We start from the raw sequence: 16,395 nt of genomic DNA, 5'->3' as shown, positions 1-16,395 counted from the left end.
GTTTTATTTCTCCTTGTCCCCCAAGAGTCGATATATTTCATTCTTGAGAATTTCTGTTGGCTGGTAGTCTTGAGCTACACGACTGAGTTTGTTCAAGTCTGACCAGCCATCTCTAGCCAATAGCTCATCAAAAGCGCGTCCAATCGCTTCCGTGTCCTCTCGCTTAGCAGTCAGGGCAATCCCTGCCTCTAGCCCGCGAACCGCATAGTCATACTGATCATAGTCATGAGGGAGAATTAAGGCAGGCTTGCCATATATAATACATTGGTAAAAAATACCTGCACCACCATGATGAATCACATAGTCCATCTGAGGGATATATTCCTTATAGGGAAGATAGGATACCACAGAAACATTGTCCATGAGCTTCTCACATTGGAAGCCTTGTCCACCGAACCCCAGAGTTACAAAGAAGTGACAGTCCGGATGGGCTTTGGCTAATTGTTGGGTCTGGTAGAGGAGGTTGTCTTTGGCCCATGCTAGCTGAGTTCCACAGGATACGAGGACTTTTTTATAACCTGCATAGGGAGACAAATCGAGGGGATAATTCTCTGCCCTCTCAATCGAAGACCCAAAAGGCCCCACCCAAAGGTAGTGCTCTGGAAAACCACTTTTCAGCTCCAACTCTTTCATCCCAATTCCCAAGATGGAATAGGGCGAATAAATAGTTTCTTGATTTTTTTGATTGTAGAGTTTAAAATCATAACGCTTCAAGCGTTCTCTCAATAAAAAGGTTACGATTCGTTTCCCTAAACGAGTCACTTTTCTTCCTAACCATTGCTGAGTAGATTGGAAAGGATTCTTTGGACTGCCCATTCCTCCAAAGAAACAAGGCGGTCCATCTGTCGTTTCAATAGCAAACTGTGTCGCCATGGTTGTTATCCAAGGAATTCCCAACTGTTCCGCCACAAGTCCTCCAGAGAGGGTTATAAAATCCGCAATAACAATATCTGGTCGATTTTTCTGCCACTCTTGCACTAGTTGGTAAGATACCACATCGATCAAATCAAGACTAGCTGACAACTGCCGATAAGCAGAAATAAGATTTAGCTGCCCTTCATTGTTAGCTACACGCTCAAACTCATCTACAGAATTTTCTAAAATGGGAAACACCTGGTATCCCATCTCCTCTGCGACAGCTTTTCGTTGCGGTCCTGTGAATAATCGAATATCATACAAAGGATCCTTCAACAAAGGTGCGAGTAAATTCAGAGTTGGGAAGAGATGTCCACTTAAAGGGAGTACTACCACGTCGATTTTGATTCTCTTCATAAATCTAGCATAACAAATTTTTAAAAAAAGAACTACTCAAAAAGTGTACCACTCCTAAAAGTGGAACTTATATTTAAAGAAAAGGAATGGATCTCGTATAAGACCCATTCCTTTATGTGTATGATTTATCTAACTTTTATCAAGTAATACATCAAATATCTTTCATCTTATCGAAATTTTGATAAATAAGCTTTACTTTGATAAAACAATGCGATCAGACGCTTCTCTATCCATATCGTCGATAATCATCTGATTTCCATTGATTGCATAAATCTTGACATCATCCCCAATAATCATGCGTTGATTAGCGGCATCAAAGCTAACCTGCTTGATTTCTTGATCTCCGTCAGTTTCCACCTGTGTCCAGGTGCCCGTTGTTCCAGTTACCACTAAAGTGATACGGTCTCCTTCGTCCTGACCAGTATAAGTTCCATCAATATTAGTTGGTTGAGCCTCAGGCGCATTTTGTGAAGAACTTGTTGCTGACTGGTTTGTATTTGCTGTAGACGATGAAGCAGCAGATTGTGATTGCTGAGTTTGTTGTGTTTGCGATTGAGCTGCTGGTTGTTGAACCTGTTGAGCTCTTTGTGAACAAGCTACTAAAAGACTAAGACTTGCTATAGAAGCAAGAAAAAGTGTGAATCTTTTTAATTTCATGATGAATTTCCTTTCTGCTACCAATTTACAGAAGATTTTCCTTCTAACTAATAGTTTCCCTAGTATAACAAGTTCAAAAAAGGAGGTCAATTTATCTGCTCATGGGCCAGCAAGTAGCCCCGTACTTCTGAGATAAAATAGAGAGACCCTGTAATGAATAACAAGTCTTGAGTGTCTGCTCTTTCTTCGAAACTGCTGATAAATTCGCGATAAGAAGGAATTACATCGTAACCTGTTATATCTGTCTCATCTAAAGAACCCTGATAATCAAAGCCAGTTACCTTGAGTTCCACCTGAGGCAAATTCTCAGTCAGATAAGCCAACATCCCTTGATAATCCTTCCGTTTCAAGGCTCCAAATAGGATTTGAGGACGATATCCTTCCTGCTCTTTTTCTTTAATAAATTCAACCAAGCGAGTCAAGGCAGGGAGGTTATGAGCACCGTCCAAGTAAATCTGAGGACGAATACGCTCCAAACGCCCAGCCCAATGGGTCTTCTCCAAAGCCTGTCTTACAGCCTGCTCATCAATAGATTCCTTTCCTTCTCTCATAAAGAGAAGAAAAGTTTGCAACGCCAAAGCCGCATTATCCTGCTGATAGGCTCCTTCCAAGCCTATTTTCAGCTGTGAAATATTTAGTAAAGAACTTGAAAAATCACCATTCAGCATTGAAAAATCCTGACCTGCCTGATAAAGGTCAACAGCTAAAGAGTCTGCTTTTTTCTGACAAACAAGCCTAGTTTCTGAAGGCAACTTAGCAATCACTGCCTTTTTACCAGCCTTAAAAATACCAGCTTTCTGCTCTGCGATTGCTGCTATACTGTCACCCAGAGTCTCCTGATGGTCAAGTCCGATGGAGGTGATGACAGCAATCTCTCCAGTTACCACATTGGTTGTGTCAAGTAAGCCACCAATTCCCACTTCTAGTAGAACCAAATCCACCTCTTGCTCTCTAAAATAAAGAAAAGCAATCAAGGTCAGCAATTCAAAAAAGGACAACTGATCATGGGTTTGCAGAAGCGTTTTTTCCATCTCCTTTACCTGCTCAGCTAAACGAATAAAGTCTGCATCAGCTATTGGTTGCCCGTTAATGCAAATTCGATCATTGATAGAGACGATATGGGGGGAGGTGAAAGTCGCAACTTTTTTACCATGCTCCATAAATAACTCCTTCATAAAAGCAATGGTAGAACCTTTTCCATTAGTTCCTGTTACGTGGATAATAGGATAAGACTTCTCGGGATTACCCAACAAATCCACCGCTTGTTGCATTCGGCTCAAACCTGATCGAAAATTCAAACCAATCCGACTATAGAGCCATTCTTCTACTTCAAACATATACATCTCCTTAATTACAGGTTCAATCAACTACCTCAATAAAGTCTCATAACTAACAAAAACGAGGTCAGGATTTTCGTCCCGACCTCTTACCTGGTTAGCTAATAACTAGCTACTATGAATATTAACTTGGGGTAAAAACATCCCCCGGACTTACCAGCTCTCTCTTGTTACAAAGAGCTGGGCTAAAAACATCCACTGGATGTTTTTACTCCTCCATAAAGCTGTTGAAGACTTCTTCAATCATGTTCCATTCGTCTTCCGAGTCTTCTGGGATTGGTTGCAATTCGCCTTCTGTTCCATCTTCGTTTTCGATGAATGAGTAAGCTTGGATTTCAACTTGTCCGTCTTCGTCTTCTTCTGCGTTAACTGGTACTAGAAGAACATAGTTTTTACCAAATTCTTCTTTTCCGTCAATGGTCAAAAGGATTTCAAACAAAGTTTCATTTCCTTGCTCATCTACTAGTGTAATTAATTCACGTTCTTCGTGGTCGTGGTTATGATCGTGTGACATAGCCTCTCCTTTGTATTAAAATTTTCTATCTAAATAATTTTGTAAAATCAGCTGAGCTGCTAACTTATCAATGACTTTCTTGCGCTTGTTACGGCTAATATCTGCTTGTTCAATCAACATGCGCTCTGCGGCAACTGTTGTCAAGCGTTCATCTTGATAGTCTACTGGTAAACCAAAAAGCTCTTCTAGCTTTGCTCCGTATGCTTGACTAGCTTCCACGCGTGGTCCACTTGTATTGTTCATGTTTTTAGGCAAGCCCACTACAAATCGTTCCACCTTGTAAGTATCAACCAACTCCTTAACGCGGTCAAAACCAAACTGGCCTTGTTCCTCATTAATTTGGATGATTTCAAGCCCTTGAGCTGTAAAACCGAGCGGATCGCTAATGGCCACCCCTACCGTTTTTGAACCGACGTCCAATCCCATAATTCTCATAGGTTATAGATCGACTCCTTGTCCTTTAAGGTAGTAGCGAACTAATTCCTCAACGATTTCATCACGCTCATACTTACGGATTTGATTTCGTGCATTATTATAACGAGGAACGTAGGCAGGGTCTCCACTCAATACGTAACCTACGATTTGGTTAATTGGGTTGTAGCCCTTATCGTTCAACGAAGCATAGACGTCAGTCAAAGTTTCGCTAATTTCTTTTTTATTGGAATCGTCCAATTTAAAACGTACTGTTTCTTCAGTAAATCCCATTCTAACACCCTCTTTCCTTAGAATAGTACCATTATAGCATAATTCCTTACGTTCTACAATTCAGGCAGTCTATTTATTTGGATTTTCTATTGTTCTGTCGCGCCATTTGCCAATCTGTCTGAAATATATTTGCTTGGTTCATTCTTCAAGAGATTTTCTAAACCAATGTTCTTCAAATATTCTAACTGAGAAGCCTTCTTGACATCCAAAACTTGAAAATCAAAACTAGTCGTTGTTTGAAGTTCAGTTGCACTCAATAGTTTAGTTTCAAGCTTAAATCCTGCTAATTTGCGAGCTTCTATGATAGACTCATCTTTCTCCTCTGCCTCGAGAAGAGCTTTTTGAGTTTCTTCCACTCCATGTTGGTCGATATAAGTCTTCAACTCATCTGAGACTGGACGTTTTTGTTGAATGGTTAGGTTCAAAAAAGTCTTGTCTTTATAAGTAATGGTTTGGGTTTGCTGGCTGCCATCATCTGACTTTGGCAAAACCAAAGTCTTGGTTACAACTGTATTCTTCTCAGCATTTTCAATAACTGGCAATGCCGACTGAAGCGTATCCTTTTCTGTTTTTGTAGCTGGTCCAGTTTCTTTTTTCTGTCCGCAACCAACCAGGACAAAAAGGAAAGCTAGACTAACAAGAACTATTTTCTTCATTTCTTTCTTCTTTCTTTTTGAAATTAAAATAAGACTGGGAGTTGCTCCCAGCCTTGATGTTTATAGAGCTGCACGCAAACGTGCTTCTGCATTTTCTACATTACGGACAGAGCGTGGTAGGAAGGCACGAATATCGTCTTCCTTATAGCCAACTTGCAGGCGTTTTTCATCTACAAGGATTGGGCTCTTTAAAATTCTCGGCGTTTCCATAATCAGATTGAGGACTTCATTGACGCTCAAATCTTCAATATCCACTCCAAGGGCTTTGGCATAGCGATTTTTAGATGAAACGATGCTGGCTATTCCGTTATCTGTTTTGGTTAGAATATCCAGTAATTCTTCTCTCGTAATTCCTTCTTTACCAAGGTTTTGTTCTTTATAACTTAACTGGTGGGCATTGAGCCAGGTTTTTGCTTTTTTACAGCTAGTACAACTTGAGACTGTATAAATTTTAATCATGTACCTACCCCTTTCGCTACATGTTACTATCAGTTTAGTCTATTATACCATAAAAAACATCCGACTTGCGACCTATTTTTAAATTTTTTTGACTTTTTTCGTCATTTTCGTACTTTTTTCTTGACAAAATGAAATTTACAGCCATTCTTGATATTTCTTGATATAGATTTTTTTCACAATTGTCACACTAATCATATACAAAATAATGATGAAAAGTAAAAAGATGAAATAAATCGATTTTAAAGGAGTTAGATGGAGAAGGCTAGCTAGTGGACTGTAGGGAAGGAAGGTCACAAAGGCTGCAGCCAATAGGGTTGTCACAAGGACTAGCCAAGCTGGACGACTTTGTAAAAAGGGAATTTTGGCTGAACGCAGCATATGGATAACCATGGTCTGTGACCACATGGACTCGATAAACCAACCTGTCTGAAACAAGACAATAAATCCTACAGCAGACTCCGCTCCATGGACATAGGCTTGACCTGTCGTCATGGGTACAATGATAAAATAGAGCAAAATAAAGGTCAAAATGTCAAAGGCAGAAGAGATAGGCCCCATCCAAACCATGAAACGTGTGATGGACTTAGCTTCCCATATATGCGGATTTCTCAAAAAATCTTTATCCACCTTGTCAAAAGGCAAGGCAATACAAGACAAATCATAGACTAGATTTAGAATAATCAAATGGACTGGTGCCATTGGTAAAAATGGCAAAAAGATTCCAGAGACCAATAGGGATAAGATATTTCCAAAATTAGAACTCACTGTCATTTTGATATATTTAGTCATATTGGCATAGACCTTACGCCCTTCAACAAGTCCTTTTTCAAGCACCATGAGATCCTTATCAAGTAGGATAACATCAGCTGTTTCTTTGGCAATATCTACTGCTGTATCAACAGAAATCCCCACATCTGCAACTTTCATAGAAGGAGCATCATTGATCCCATCTCCCATATAACCGACAGCATGACCATTAGCCTTAAATTGCAAAATAATCCTCGCTTTTTGGTCAGGTGAAAGTTTGGCAAAGACTGTTACCTCCTCTACGGCTTGGGCCAATTCTTGATCACTCATCTGATCAATTTCAGACCCCAACAGCATCTGATTGATATCCAAACCAACCTTTTCACAGACTGCTTGGGTAACTTTTTCGTTGTCTCCCGTCAAAATCTTTGTTTGAACCCCATGTTCTAACAGAGCCTTAATTGCTGGTGCTGCAGATGGTTTAGGAGGATCTAGGAAGGCTAAATAACCAGTTAGAATCATATCCCCTTCATCATCAACTGTATAGGCATGGCCTTCCCTCAAACCTGACTTATAGGCCACTCCCAAGACACGCAAACCTTGTTGATTTAGTTGTCTGACTTCTGCTAAAATTTCTTCTCTAATAACATCTGTCAAGGGAGTAATCACTCCTTGGTATTCCGCATAACTGGAAATCGTCAACATTTCCTCTAGGGCACCCTTGGTTACCAAACTAACAACTTCGTGTTCATCCTTAACGATAACACTCATCCGTCTACGTTCAAAATCAAAGGGGAGCTCATCTATTTTTTGAAAAGTTTGAGCCAGATTTTGCAAGAGGGTGTGTTCTTTGGCTTCCTTTTCAGTCCGTTTGATGATGGCTCTGTCCATCAAATTTTTCAAGCCCGTTTGAAAATAAGAATTGAGATAAGCTCGTCTCAAGACGGTCAAATCCAAGCGTCCGTGGATGTCCAAGGGATATTCAAGGACAATTTCGTCTTGGGTTAGAGTCCCTGTCTTATCTGTACACAAAATATCAATAGCCCCTAAGTCCTGTATGGCATTGAGTTTCTTGATAACCACTTTTTCCTTGGCCATAATGATGGAGCCTTTTGCTAGACTGGCCGTGATAATCATAGGAAGCATCTCAGGTGTAAGCCCAACACCAACACTCAAAGCAAATACGCCAGCTTCCAACCAGTCGCCATCTGTTAAACCATTGGACAAGAAAACGATGGGCACCATGACCAGCATCAAACGAATCAAGAGCCACGAAATACTATTCATTTCTCGCTCAAACGAAGTAGGCTCGTCATAGGTGTTCAAAGTCTGCTCAATGGCCCCCATCATGGTATCATCACCAACCGCCAAAACCACGGCCTTAGCACTACCAGACAAGACATTGGTTCCCATAAAGGCGAGCGCTTCTGCTTCCAGCAGACTATCAGATTGTTGAACTGTTGCCTTGGTCAAGGCCAATTTTTCAACCGATTCACTTTCACCTGTCAAGCCCGACTGTTGTACAAAGAAATCGCGCGACTCAAATAAAAGAAGATCTGCTGGAATCATGTCTCCAGCGCTTAATTTAACCACGTCACCTACTACCAAATCATCGATAGGTACTTCTTGGATTTCTCCTTGACGAATGACAGTCGCTGTGTTGACAATCATTTTTGATAGATTGGTCGCAGCCTTATCACTACGGAGTTCTTGGACAAAGCGTATGCCACCAGAAATGAGGACTAGGACAACGATGATAATGGAAGTTGTCGGATCTTCTTGACCTGGTTTTGCCAACCAGACATTGGTCACCAAGGAAATCATGGCGATGACCAGCAAGATGATGGTAAAAGGATTGATAATGGATTCGTAAATCTTTTTGAGGATACTGTCTTCTTGACCCTTTGTGATGGTATTTTCGCCATATAGGTCACGATTTTTCTCCACCTGCTCCTCAGTCAAGCCTGTTAGACTTGTCTTATAAAAAGATAGAGTTTCGTTTAAAGATGTATGAATAGCTGTTGCTAATCTTTCTTTTGTAGTTTTCATTGGTTTCTCCTATCTGTATGAATGATGTGTTTCATACACAGAGACCAATCACTTTATAAGGGTAGAACGACACAAATCAGCGATTGGCTGTGTATGTGCGGTTCCGGGTGATCGTCAATTTGCATCGTCTATCTCCTTTCTTTGATTTAAACAGTAGAAAATCCCACCATAAAATGGCAGGATTAAAAAACTAATTATCTGTTTTTCGTTCAAGCTTTAACTCCATAGGGCAATGTAATGAGCTTAGTCTTGGCCTTCGCGACCAGGACTGTTGACCAACGAGTAGTGTCTCCACTGCTTTGCGGTAGTCATCCGTATCCCTATGGTAGCCTCACCTACCGTTTTCGTTTTTCAGTATAAACCTTTAAAATTTAAAAGTCAATCATTTGAGTTGTTTAACTCTTAAATGACTATCAACTCTTTTGGAGCTAGGGTCAACAATTCACAACCTGTTTCTGTAATCAGAATATCATCCTCGATACGAACACCATATTTGCCTTCAATATAAATACCCGGCTCGTCTGTCAAGGCCATACCTGCCTTAATAGTTTCTGTAGAAGTCTGGCTAAAGTATGGTTCCTCATGGATATCCAGTCCAATACCGTGTCCGATACCGTGGGTAAAGTAGTCGCCATAGCCTGCCTCGATGATAATATCACGAGGAATTTTGTCAAAGTCACGGAAACCTAAGCCAGCCTTAGCTTGGTCAATCAAGGCCTGGTTTGCTTTCAAAACCGTATTGTAAATTTCTGCCTGCTCGTCGCTAACATGCCCTAGATAGATAGTCCGGGTCATATCGCTAACATAGTGGTCATAAAGGCAACCGAAGTCCATGGTAATAGCTTCTCCCAGCTCCACTGGTTTGTGCATAGGATGGGCATGGGGCTTAGAAGAGTTGATACCGCTAGCTAGAATAGTGTCAAAAGACAAGCCAGATGCTCCCAACTCACGCATGCGGAAGTCAAGGAAGTTGGCAATCTCAATTTCAGTCTTTCCTGGCTTAATAAAGTCAAGCGCATCGCGGAAAGCTTGGTCTGAGATAGAACAAGCCTTGCGAATAGCTGCAATCTCCGCCTCATCCTTAATCATTCGAAGACCTTCAACAAACTGAGTTTGTGGAAGCAAGTCAATTCCTTCAAAGGCGGCCTGCATACGATGATAATAAGAAACTGAAATCTCATCTTCAAAACCGATTCGAGACAAGCCCATGTCCTTAACAATGCCTGCAATGACAGCCAATTCATCACGGTCAGCCACAATCTCAAAACCACTGGTTTCTTGCTTGGCTGCAATGATATAGCGAGAGTCTGTCACCAAGACCTGACGGTCACGGCTGATAAAGACTGTTCCATTTGAGCCCCAAAAACCAGTCAGGTAATAGACGTTTTTAAGGTTATTGATGATAATACCATCTAGTTCTTTTTCTTGCATTTTAGCTAGAAATGCTTGTACGCGTTTATTCATGATGTAACTTTCCTTTCAAATACTGTCCTGTGTAGCTGGCTTCGTTGGTCGCTACTTCTTCTGGAGTTCCTGTTGCGATGATGGTTCCACCACCGACACCGCCCTCAGGTCCCAAGTCAATAATATGGTCTGCTGTCTTGATAACGTCTAAATTGTGCTCGATAACAAGGACTGTATTGCCATCGTCAACAAAGCGAGCTAAAACCTTGAGCAAGCGAGCGATATCCTCTGTATGGAGTCCTGTCGTCGGTTCATCCAGAATATAGAATGACTTGCCTGTCGAGCGTTTGTGGAGTTCGCTAGCCAGCTTCATACGCTGGGCTTCTCCCCCAGAAAGAGTGGTAGCTGGTTGACCTAGCGTCACATAGCCTAGCCCTACATCCTTGATGGTCTGAAGTTTGCGTTGAATTTTCGGAATGTGTTGGAAAAATTCCACCGCATCATTGACAGTCATGTCCAAGACCTGCGAGATATTCTTTTCCTTGTAATGAACTTCTAGGGTTTCACTATTGTAGCGAGTCCCGTGGCAGACTTCACAAGCCACGTAAACATCTGGCAAGAAGTGCATCTCAATCTTGATAATCCCGTCACCTGAGCAGGCTTCACAACGACCACCCTTGACATTGAAACTGAAACGTCCCTTTTTGTAACCACGAATCTTAGCCTCATTTGTCTGGGCAAAGAGGTCACGTATATCGTCAAAAACTCCCGTATAGGTAGCAGGGTTAGACCTCGGCGTTCTTCCAATTGGACTCTGGTCAATGTCAATCAAACGATCAACATTCTCAATCCCTGTAATAGTCTTAAATTTACCAGGCTTGTCTGAATTACGGTTGAGCTTCTGGGCAATAGCTTTTTTGAGAATGCTATTGATTAGGGTAGATTTACCTGAACCTGATACCCCTGTCACTGCGATGAATTTTCCTAATGGGAAGCGAGCTGTGACATTTTGCAGGTTGTTCTCACGCGCTCCTGTCACTTCGATAAAACGACCATTTCCGGTACGGCGCTCTTCTGGCACTGGAATGGCACGTTTGCCTGACAAGTACTGGCCTGTGATAGATTTGCTGTTGCGAGCAACCTGCTTAGGCGTACCTGCGGCAACAATCTCCCCACCAAAAACACCTGCACCAGGACCAACGTCAATCAGATAATCCGCCTCACGCATGGTATCTTCGTCATGTTCTACCACGATGAGAGTATTACCCAAATCACGCATCTTTTTCAGACTGGCAATCAAACGATCATTATCCCTCTGGTGGAGCCCAATCGATGGCTCATCTAGGATATAGAGGACGCCTGATAGGTTGGAACCAATTTGTGTTGCCAAACGAATACGCTGACTTTCCCCACCTGAAAGGGTTCCTGCCGAACGTGACAGAGTCAGATAGTTAAGACCCACGTTATTAAGGAAGGTCAAACGGTCCTTGATTTCCTTGAGAATGGGACGAGCAATGATGGCTTCATTTTCAGATAGAGTCAACTGGCTTACCAAGTCCAAGTGGTCTGCGATAGACAAGTCTGAAATTTCTCCGATATGTGGTCCTTGCTCACCACCAACACGGACAGACAGGGCCTGGTCATTGAGACGATAACCATGACAAGTTCCGCAGGTCAGCTCATTCATATAAAGGCGCATCTGGGTGCGGGTGTAGTCACTATTAGTTTCATGGTAGCGACGTTTGATATTATTGACAACTCCCTCAAAAGGAATATCGATATCCCGCACGCCACCAAATTCATTTTCATAGTGGAAATGGAATTCCTTGCCATCTGACCCATAGAGAATCAAGTTCTTATCCTCTTCTGACAAGTCCTCAAAAGGCTTATCCATATCCACTCCAAAAGCTGTCATAGCCTGCTCTAGCATGTTTGGATAGTAGTTGGATGAGATAGGATTCCACGGCGCTAGCGCCCCCTCACGTAAGGTTTTGCCGGCATCTGGCACTACCAAATCAGTATCCACCTCCAGCTTGATACCCAAGCCGTCACACTCACTACAAGAGCCAAAGGGAGCATTGAAGGAGAAGAGACGCGGCTCTAACTCTGGAACAGTAAATCCACAAACTGGGCAGGCATAATGCTCAGAGAAGAGCAACTCAGAGTCGTCCATAGTGTCGATAATGACATAACCTTCTGCAATACGAAGGGCAGCCTCAATGGAATCAAAGAGACGACTACGAATACCCTCCTTGATGACAATACGGTCAACCACGACATCAATATTGTGTTGCTTGCTCTTAGACAACTCTGGCACTTCGGTCACATCATAGACTTCCCCATCCACACGGACACGGACATACCCATCTTTCTGAACCTTCTCGATAACACTCTTATGTTGGCCTTTTTTCTTACGAATGACTGGTGCTAAAATTTGTAGGCGCTGGCGTTCAGGTAACTCCAAAACCTTATCCACGATTTGCTCCACCGAAGAAGCCTTGATAGCTCCATGCCCGTTGATACAGTAAGGCGTCCCCACACGTGCGTAGAGGAGACGCAGATAGTCATTGATTTCAGTCGTGGTTCCCACCGTCGAGCGAGGATTTTTACTAGTCGTTTTCTGGTCGATGGAAATAGCTGGGCTGAGACCATCAATGGCATCTACATCTGGTTTTTCCATATTTCCCAAGAACTGACGAGCGTAGGCTGACAAACTCTCCACATAGCGGCGTTGTCCCTCAGCATAGAGGGTATCAAAGGCCAGACTGGATTTCCCTGAACCTGACAAGCCGGTCACAACAACCAGCTTGTCTCGCGGAATCTCCACATCAATATTTTTTAAATTATGGGCACGCGCCCCATGAATGACAATTTTATCTTGCATCTTTGTTCTTTCTAGTCCATTATTGCTTACCATTATACCAAAAAAAGTGAGATTCTATTACCCAAAAGGCCGATTTTGTAGTATAATAGTACGGTGTGAAAAAATCTGAAAAATGAGAAAGGATAAGGGATATGAAACAAGTTTTTCTCTCTACAACAACTGAATTTAAAGAGATCGATACGCTTGAACCGGGTACTTGGATCAATCTCGTTAATCCAACTCAAAATGAATCACTCGAAATCGCCAACGCCTTCGATATTGATATCGCCGACCTTCGAGCACCGCTCGATGCGGAAGAAATGTCTCGTATTACCATTGAAGATGAGTACACCCTGATTATCGTTGACGTGCCGGTCACAGAAGAAAGAAATAATCGCACCTACTACGTAACCATCCCGCTTGGTATTATCATCACAGAGGAAACCATTATCACTACTTGTTTGGAACCATTACCGGTCCTCGATGTCTTTATCAACCGTCGATTACGTAATTTCTATACCTTCATGCGTTCGCGTTTTATCTTTCAGATTCTCTATCGTAATGCAGAGCTTTACCTAACAGCCCTTCGTTCGATTGACCGCAAGAGTGAACAGATTGAAAGTCAACTGCATCAATCAACTCGTAATGAAGAATTGATTGAACTCATGGAATTGGAAAAAACCATCGTCTATTTCAAGGCTTCCCTCAAAACAAATGAGCGTGTGATTAAGAAATTGACCAGCTCAACCAGCAATATCAAGAAATACCTTGAGGACGAAGACCTGCTTGAAGACACCCTGATTGAAACCCAACAGGCCATCGAGATGGCAGACATTTATGGAAACGTCTTGCATTCTATGACAGAGACCTTCGCCTCTATCATTTCTAACAACCAGAACAACATCATGAAAACCTTGGCCCTTGTGACCATCGTCATGTCCATCCCAACCATGGTCTTTTCTGCCTACGGGATGAACTTTAAGGATAATGAAATCCCCCTAAACGGCGAGCCGAATGCCTTCTGGTTAATCGTCTTTATCGCCTTTGCTATGAGTGTCTCGCTCACTCTCTATCTCATCCATAAAAAATGGTTCTAAGAGGAGTTCCTATGTCTCAGATTGATCTACAAAAATTAACTAAGAAAAACCAAGAGTTTGTCCACATCGCTACCCAACAATTCATCAAAGATGGGAAAACAGACGCTGAAATCAAGGCTATTTTTGAGGAAGTCATTCCTCAAATTCTTGAAGAGCAAGCCAAGGGTACGACTGCTCGTTCCCTCTATGGCGCACCGACCCATTGGGCTCATAGTTTCACTGTCAAGGAACAATATGAAAAAGAGCATCCAAAGGAAAATGACGATCCGAAACTCATGATTATGGACTCAGCTCTTTTCATCACTAGCCTCTTTGCCCTCGTCAGCGCCCTCACAACTTTCTTTGTGGCAGATCAAGCTTTCGGCTATGGATTTGTCACTCTCCTATTAGTTGGACTGGTTGGTGGATTTGCCTTCTACTTGATGTACTACTTTGTTTACCAATATTATGGACCAGACATGGACCGCAGTCAACGTCCACCTTTCTGGAAATCTGTACTGGTTATCCTAGTTTCTATGTTCCTTTGGTTGCTTGTCTTCTTTGCGACAAGCTTCCTACCAGCTAGCCTTAACCCAGTACTTGCTCCATTGCCACTAGCTATTATTGGAGCAGCCCTCCTAGCCCTTCGCTTCTATCTCAAGAAACGCTTGAATATCCGTAGCGCAAGTGCAGGACCAACACGTTACTAAGAAAAGGAAAGAGCTATGGCATATAGTCAATCTTTAGCTCAGCAGATTCGAAAAATTCTAGCGCTCAAACTTCCTCCCCAAATTTTCGAAGAAGAGCTAGAAGAAAAGAAGCTGTTTGGTGGCCTGGCCTTTATGATTCGTGGTAAAATGGTCCTTACTGTCAGTTCCAGAAAGGATGAACTGGTTATGGTCAGAATTGGTAAGGAAATGGAGAAGCAAGTTCTACCCCGAACAGGAGCTCATACTACATTGATGAGGGGGCGCCTTTATCATGGGTATATAGACTTAGATATAGAAGGCCAAAAAGAATTGCCTTACTGGATTGATTTGGCTCTCTCCTATAATCAAGAGTTGACCAAGTAACTCATATCTAGCGAGATTACTGATTAGAAAACGAAAAGCAACTGCACCAGCGGTTGCTTTTTCACTTGCTTGCCTACAAGCTTCCCTCTACCCTTTTCCCTATAGTTTTCTCCCATCTTTTATGATAAAATAGGCTCAATCAATTTCTAGGAGGAAGAAATATGGTTTCTACTATTGGTGTTGTTAGTTTATCTAGTGGCATTATCGGAGAGGACTTTGTCAAACACGAAGTGGACTTGGGTGTCCAACGTCTCAAGAACCTGGGACTCAATCCTACCTTTTTGCCTCATTCGCTAAAAGGATTAGACTTTATCAAGGACCATCCTGAAGCTCGTGCAGAGGATTTGATTCATGCCTTTTCTGATGATAGCATCGACATGATCCTATGCGCCATCGGTGGAGACGATACCTATCGCTTACTACCTTATCTTTTTGAAAATGACCAACTACAAAAGGTTATCAAACAAAAAATTTTTCTTGGCTTCTCGGATACAACCATGAACCATCTCATGTTGCATAAACTAGGAATCAAAACTTTTTATGGTCAATCCTTCCTAGCAGACATTTGTGAATTGGACAAGGAAGTGCTGACCTATAGCCTCCACTACTTTAAAGAATTGATTGAGACGGGAAGAATCTCAGAAATCCGCCCTAGTGACGTTTGGTATGATGAAAGGACTGACTTCAGTCCCAAGGCTCTGGGGACACCTCGTGTCAGTCATGCAAATACTGGTTTCGAGCTGTTGCGGGGAAATGCCCAGTTCGAGGGAAAAATCCTCGGTGGTTGCCTCGAATCCCTCTACGATATCTTTGACAACTCTCGATACGCAGATAGCACGGAGCTCTGCCAAAAATACAAACTTTTCCCTGACTTGTCAGACTGGGAAGGAAAAATCCTCTTGCTAGAAACAAGCGAAGAAAAGCCTGAGCTGGAAGACTTCAAAAATATGTTGCGGACTTTAAAAGACACTGGTATATTCGAGGTCATCAGTGGACTCTTGGTCGGAAAACCTATGGATGAAACTTTCTATGACGACTATAAAGAGGCACTATTGGATATTATTGACAGCAATATCCCGATTATCTATAATCTAAATGTCGGCCACGCAACTCCAAGAGCAATTGTACCCTTCGGAGTTCACGCCTATGTAGATGCAAAGGAGCAAATCATTCGCTTTGACTATAACAAAAAATAAATAGTTTCTCTATTTTTGTGCTTTTGTATTCGTTTTCGTTACAATTTGTATCTGAATTTATTGCATTTCGCTAATTTCTATGATATCCTTTTGAAGGAGGTGTATATGACAAAACAAAAAATTAATCGAATCGTAGGTTCTATTGGTGCCTTTATTGGAATTATAGTATTTATTGCCTACATACCTCAAATTATCGCTAATTTACAGGGAAATAAAGCTCAACCATTTCAACCTTTATCAGCTGCTATATCTTGCTTAATCTGGGTTATTTATGGATGGACAAAGGAACCTAAGAAGGATTGGATACTAATCATTCCAAATTCAGCTGGTGTTATTTTAGGTGGAATCACTTTTTTGACTTCACTCTAACAAATCTAATAGTATATA

General features: G+C 41.9%; 16 protein-coding genes and 1 riboswitch. Of the genes, 5 read left to right on the top strand and 11 right to left on the bottom strand.

Annotation, left to right across the window (positions count from 1 at the left end):
* Window positions 1-3 precede the first annotated feature (3 nt).
* The 11 genes from D8836_RS00740 to uvrA all read right to left on the bottom strand — a co-directional run bounded on the left by D8836_RS00740 (window position 4) and on the right by uvrA (window position 12,684).
* Entirely contained in the window at window positions 4-1,272 is a 1,269-nt protein-coding gene (locus tag D8836_RS00740; protein ID WP_125392865.1) for a glycosyltransferase, read from the bottom strand.
* 192 nt (window positions 1,273-1,464) lie between these two features.
* On the bottom strand, window positions 1,465-1,929 hold the full coding sequence (locus D8836_RS00735; protein WP_125392864.1) for an SP_0198 family lipoprotein: 465 nt from the start codon (window positions 1,927-1,929) through the stop codon (window positions 1,465-1,467).
* A gap of 86 nt (window positions 1,930-2,015) precedes the next feature.
* Window positions 2,016-3,266, bottom strand: a complete 1,251-nt coding sequence (locus D8836_RS00730) for a folylpolyglutamate synthase/dihydrofolate synthase family protein (protein ID WP_125392863.1) — start codon at window positions 3,264-3,266, stop codon at window positions 2,016-2,018.
* Between the two features lie 208 nt (window positions 3,267-3,474).
* The gene (locus tag D8836_RS00725) at window positions 3,475-3,780 is read right to left on the bottom strand and encodes a DUF1292 domain-containing protein (protein ID WP_000017620.1); all 306 of its coding nucleotides are present in this window, start codon (window positions 3,778-3,780) and stop codon (window positions 3,475-3,477) included.
* Between the two features lie 15 nt (window positions 3,781-3,795).
* The gene (gene ruvX / locus D8836_RS00720; RefSeq protein ID WP_004239076.1) at window positions 3,796-4,215 is read right to left on the bottom strand and encodes a Holliday junction resolvase RuvX; all 420 of its coding nucleotides are present in this window, start codon (window positions 4,213-4,215) and stop codon (window positions 3,796-3,798) included.
* Window positions 4,216-4,218: 3 nt separating this feature from the next.
* Window positions 4,219-4,485: an IreB family regulatory phosphoprotein gene (locus D8836_RS00715; protein WP_000507059.1), complete on the bottom strand. Its 267-nt coding sequence runs from the start codon at window positions 4,483-4,485 to the stop codon at window positions 4,219-4,221.
* An 86-nt stretch (window positions 4,486-4,571) separates the two neighbouring features.
* Window positions 4,572-5,141 carry an SP0191 family lipoprotein gene (locus D8836_RS00710; RefSeq protein WP_000725132.1) on the bottom strand — a complete coding sequence of 190 codons (570 nt, stop codon included), beginning with the start codon at window positions 5,139-5,141 and terminating at the stop codon, window positions 4,572-4,574.
* Between the two features lie 60 nt (window positions 5,142-5,201).
* Complete coding sequence (spx, locus tag D8836_RS00705; RefSeq protein WP_000591165.1) at window positions 5,202-5,600, bottom strand: transcriptional regulator Spx; 399 nt, start codon at window positions 5,598-5,600, stop codon at window positions 5,202-5,204.
* Window positions 5,601-5,735: 135 nt separating this feature from the next.
* Window positions 5,736-8,396: a magnesium-translocating P-type ATPase gene (gene mgtA, locus D8836_RS00695; protein ID WP_125392862.1), complete on the bottom strand. Its 2,661-nt coding sequence runs from the start codon at window positions 8,394-8,396 to the stop codon at window positions 5,736-5,738.
* A 194-nt stretch (window positions 8,397-8,590) separates the two neighbouring features.
* A riboswitch (M-box (ykoK) riboswitch) is annotated at window positions 8,591-8,741 on the bottom strand.
* A 57-nt stretch (window positions 8,742-8,798) separates the two neighbouring features.
* Window positions 8,799-9,860: a M24 family metallopeptidase gene (locus D8836_RS00690; RefSeq protein WP_061758925.1), complete on the bottom strand. Its 1,062-nt coding sequence runs from the start codon at window positions 9,858-9,860 to the stop codon at window positions 8,799-8,801.
* Entirely contained in the window at window positions 9,853-12,684 is a 2,832-nt protein-coding gene (gene uvrA / locus D8836_RS00685; protein ID WP_125392861.1) for an excinuclease ABC subunit UvrA, read from the bottom strand. The genes D8836_RS00690 and uvrA overlap by 8 nt, the downstream gene beginning before the upstream one ends.
* Before the next feature lie 131 nt (window positions 12,685-12,815).
* Between uvrA and D8836_RS00680 the strand changes: the two genes are divergently transcribed.
* From D8836_RS00680 to D8836_RS00660, 5 genes are all read left to right on the top strand, one after another.
* On the top strand, window positions 12,816-13,760 hold the full coding sequence (locus D8836_RS00680) for a magnesium transporter CorA family protein (RefSeq protein WP_000815623.1): 945 nt from the start codon (window positions 12,816-12,818) through the stop codon (window positions 13,758-13,760).
* Window positions 13,761-13,771: 11 nt separating this feature from the next.
* Window positions 13,772-14,449, top strand: coding sequence for a DUF1129 domain-containing protein (locus tag D8836_RS00675; protein WP_125392860.1), 678 nt, complete (start codon window positions 13,772-13,774; stop codon window positions 14,447-14,449).
* A 15-nt stretch (window positions 14,450-14,464) separates the two neighbouring features.
* Complete coding sequence (locus D8836_RS00670; protein ID WP_000331824.1) at window positions 14,465-14,812, top strand: hypothetical protein; 348 nt, start codon at window positions 14,465-14,467, stop codon at window positions 14,810-14,812.
* Between the two features lie 161 nt (window positions 14,813-14,973).
* Window positions 14,974-16,008, top strand: a complete 1,035-nt coding sequence (locus tag D8836_RS00665) for a S66 family peptidase (protein WP_000255140.1) — start codon at window positions 14,974-14,976, stop codon at window positions 16,006-16,008.
* Window positions 16,009-16,113: 105 nt separating this feature from the next.
* A complete protein-coding gene (locus D8836_RS00660; RefSeq protein WP_000166114.1) occupies window positions 16,114-16,377 on the top strand; it encodes a SemiSWEET family transporter in 264 nt (87 codons plus the stop codon).
* Window positions 16,378-16,395: the final 18 nt, after the last annotated feature.

The organism is Streptococcus mitis, from assembly GCF_003942995.1.
In the GTDB taxonomy this organism is placed as follows: Bacteria; Bacillota; Bacilli; order Lactobacillales; family Streptococcaceae; genus Streptococcus; species Streptococcus mitis_CV.
The sequence above is the reverse complement of the archived record's forward strand: the minus strand, read 5'-3'. Positions and strand labels throughout refer to the sequence as shown.

What these genes read in the sequence shown, in the direction of transcription:
- D8836_RS00740 (WP_125392865.1), bottom strand. Translation starts at nt 1,272, where the DNA reads ATGAAGAGAATCAAAATCGACGTGGTAGTACTCCCTTTAAGTGGACAT.
- D8836_RS00735 (WP_125392864.1), bottom strand. Translation starts at nt 1,929, where the DNA reads ATGAAATTAAAAAGATTCACACTTTTTCTTGCTTCTATAGCAAGTCTT.
- D8836_RS00730 (WP_125392863.1), bottom strand. Translation starts at nt 3,266, where the DNA reads ATGTTTGAAGTAGAAGAATGGCTCTATAGTCGGATTGGTTTGAATTTT.
- D8836_RS00725 (WP_000017620.1), bottom strand. Translation starts at nt 3,780, where the DNA reads ATGTCACACGATCATAACCACGACCACGAAGAACGTGAATTAATTACA.
- ruvX (WP_004239076.1), bottom strand. Translation starts at nt 4,215, where the DNA reads ATGAGAATTATGGGATTGGACGTCGGTTCAAAAACGGTAGGGGTGGCC.
- D8836_RS00715 (WP_000507059.1), bottom strand. Translation starts at nt 4,485, where the DNA reads ATGGGATTTACTGAAGAAACAGTACGTTTTAAATTGGACGATTCCAAT.
- D8836_RS00710 (WP_000725132.1), bottom strand. Translation starts at nt 5,141, where the DNA reads ATGAAGAAAATAGTTCTTGTTAGTCTAGCTTTCCTTTTTGTCCTGGTT.
- spx (WP_000591165.1), bottom strand. Translation starts at nt 5,600, where the DNA reads ATGATTAAAATTTATACAGTCTCAAGTTGTACTAGCTGTAAAAAAGCA.
- mgtA (WP_125392862.1), bottom strand. Translation starts at nt 8,396, where the DNA reads ATGAAAACTACAAAAGAAAGATTAGCAACAGCTATTCATACATCTTTA.
- D8836_RS00690 (WP_061758925.1), bottom strand. Translation starts at nt 9,860, where the DNA reads ATGAATAAACGCGTACAAGCATTTCTAGCTAAAATGCAAGAAAAAGAA.
- uvrA (WP_125392861.1), bottom strand. Translation starts at nt 12,684, where the DNA reads ATGCAAGATAAAATTGTCATTCATGGGGCGCGTGCCCATAATTTAAAA.
- D8836_RS00680 (WP_000815623.1), top strand. Translation starts at nt 12,816, where the DNA reads ATGAAACAAGTTTTTCTCTCTACAACAACTGAATTTAAAGAGATCGAT.
- D8836_RS00675 (WP_125392860.1), top strand. Translation starts at nt 13,772, where the DNA reads ATGTCTCAGATTGATCTACAAAAATTAACTAAGAAAAACCAAGAGTTT.
- D8836_RS00670 (WP_000331824.1), top strand. Translation starts at nt 14,465, where the DNA reads ATGGCATATAGTCAATCTTTAGCTCAGCAGATTCGAAAAATTCTAGCG.
- D8836_RS00665 (WP_000255140.1), top strand. Translation starts at nt 14,974, where the DNA reads ATGGTTTCTACTATTGGTGTTGTTAGTTTATCTAGTGGCATTATCGGA.
- D8836_RS00660 (WP_000166114.1), top strand. Translation starts at nt 16,114, where the DNA reads ATGACAAAACAAAAAATTAATCGAATCGTAGGTTCTATTGGTGCCTTT.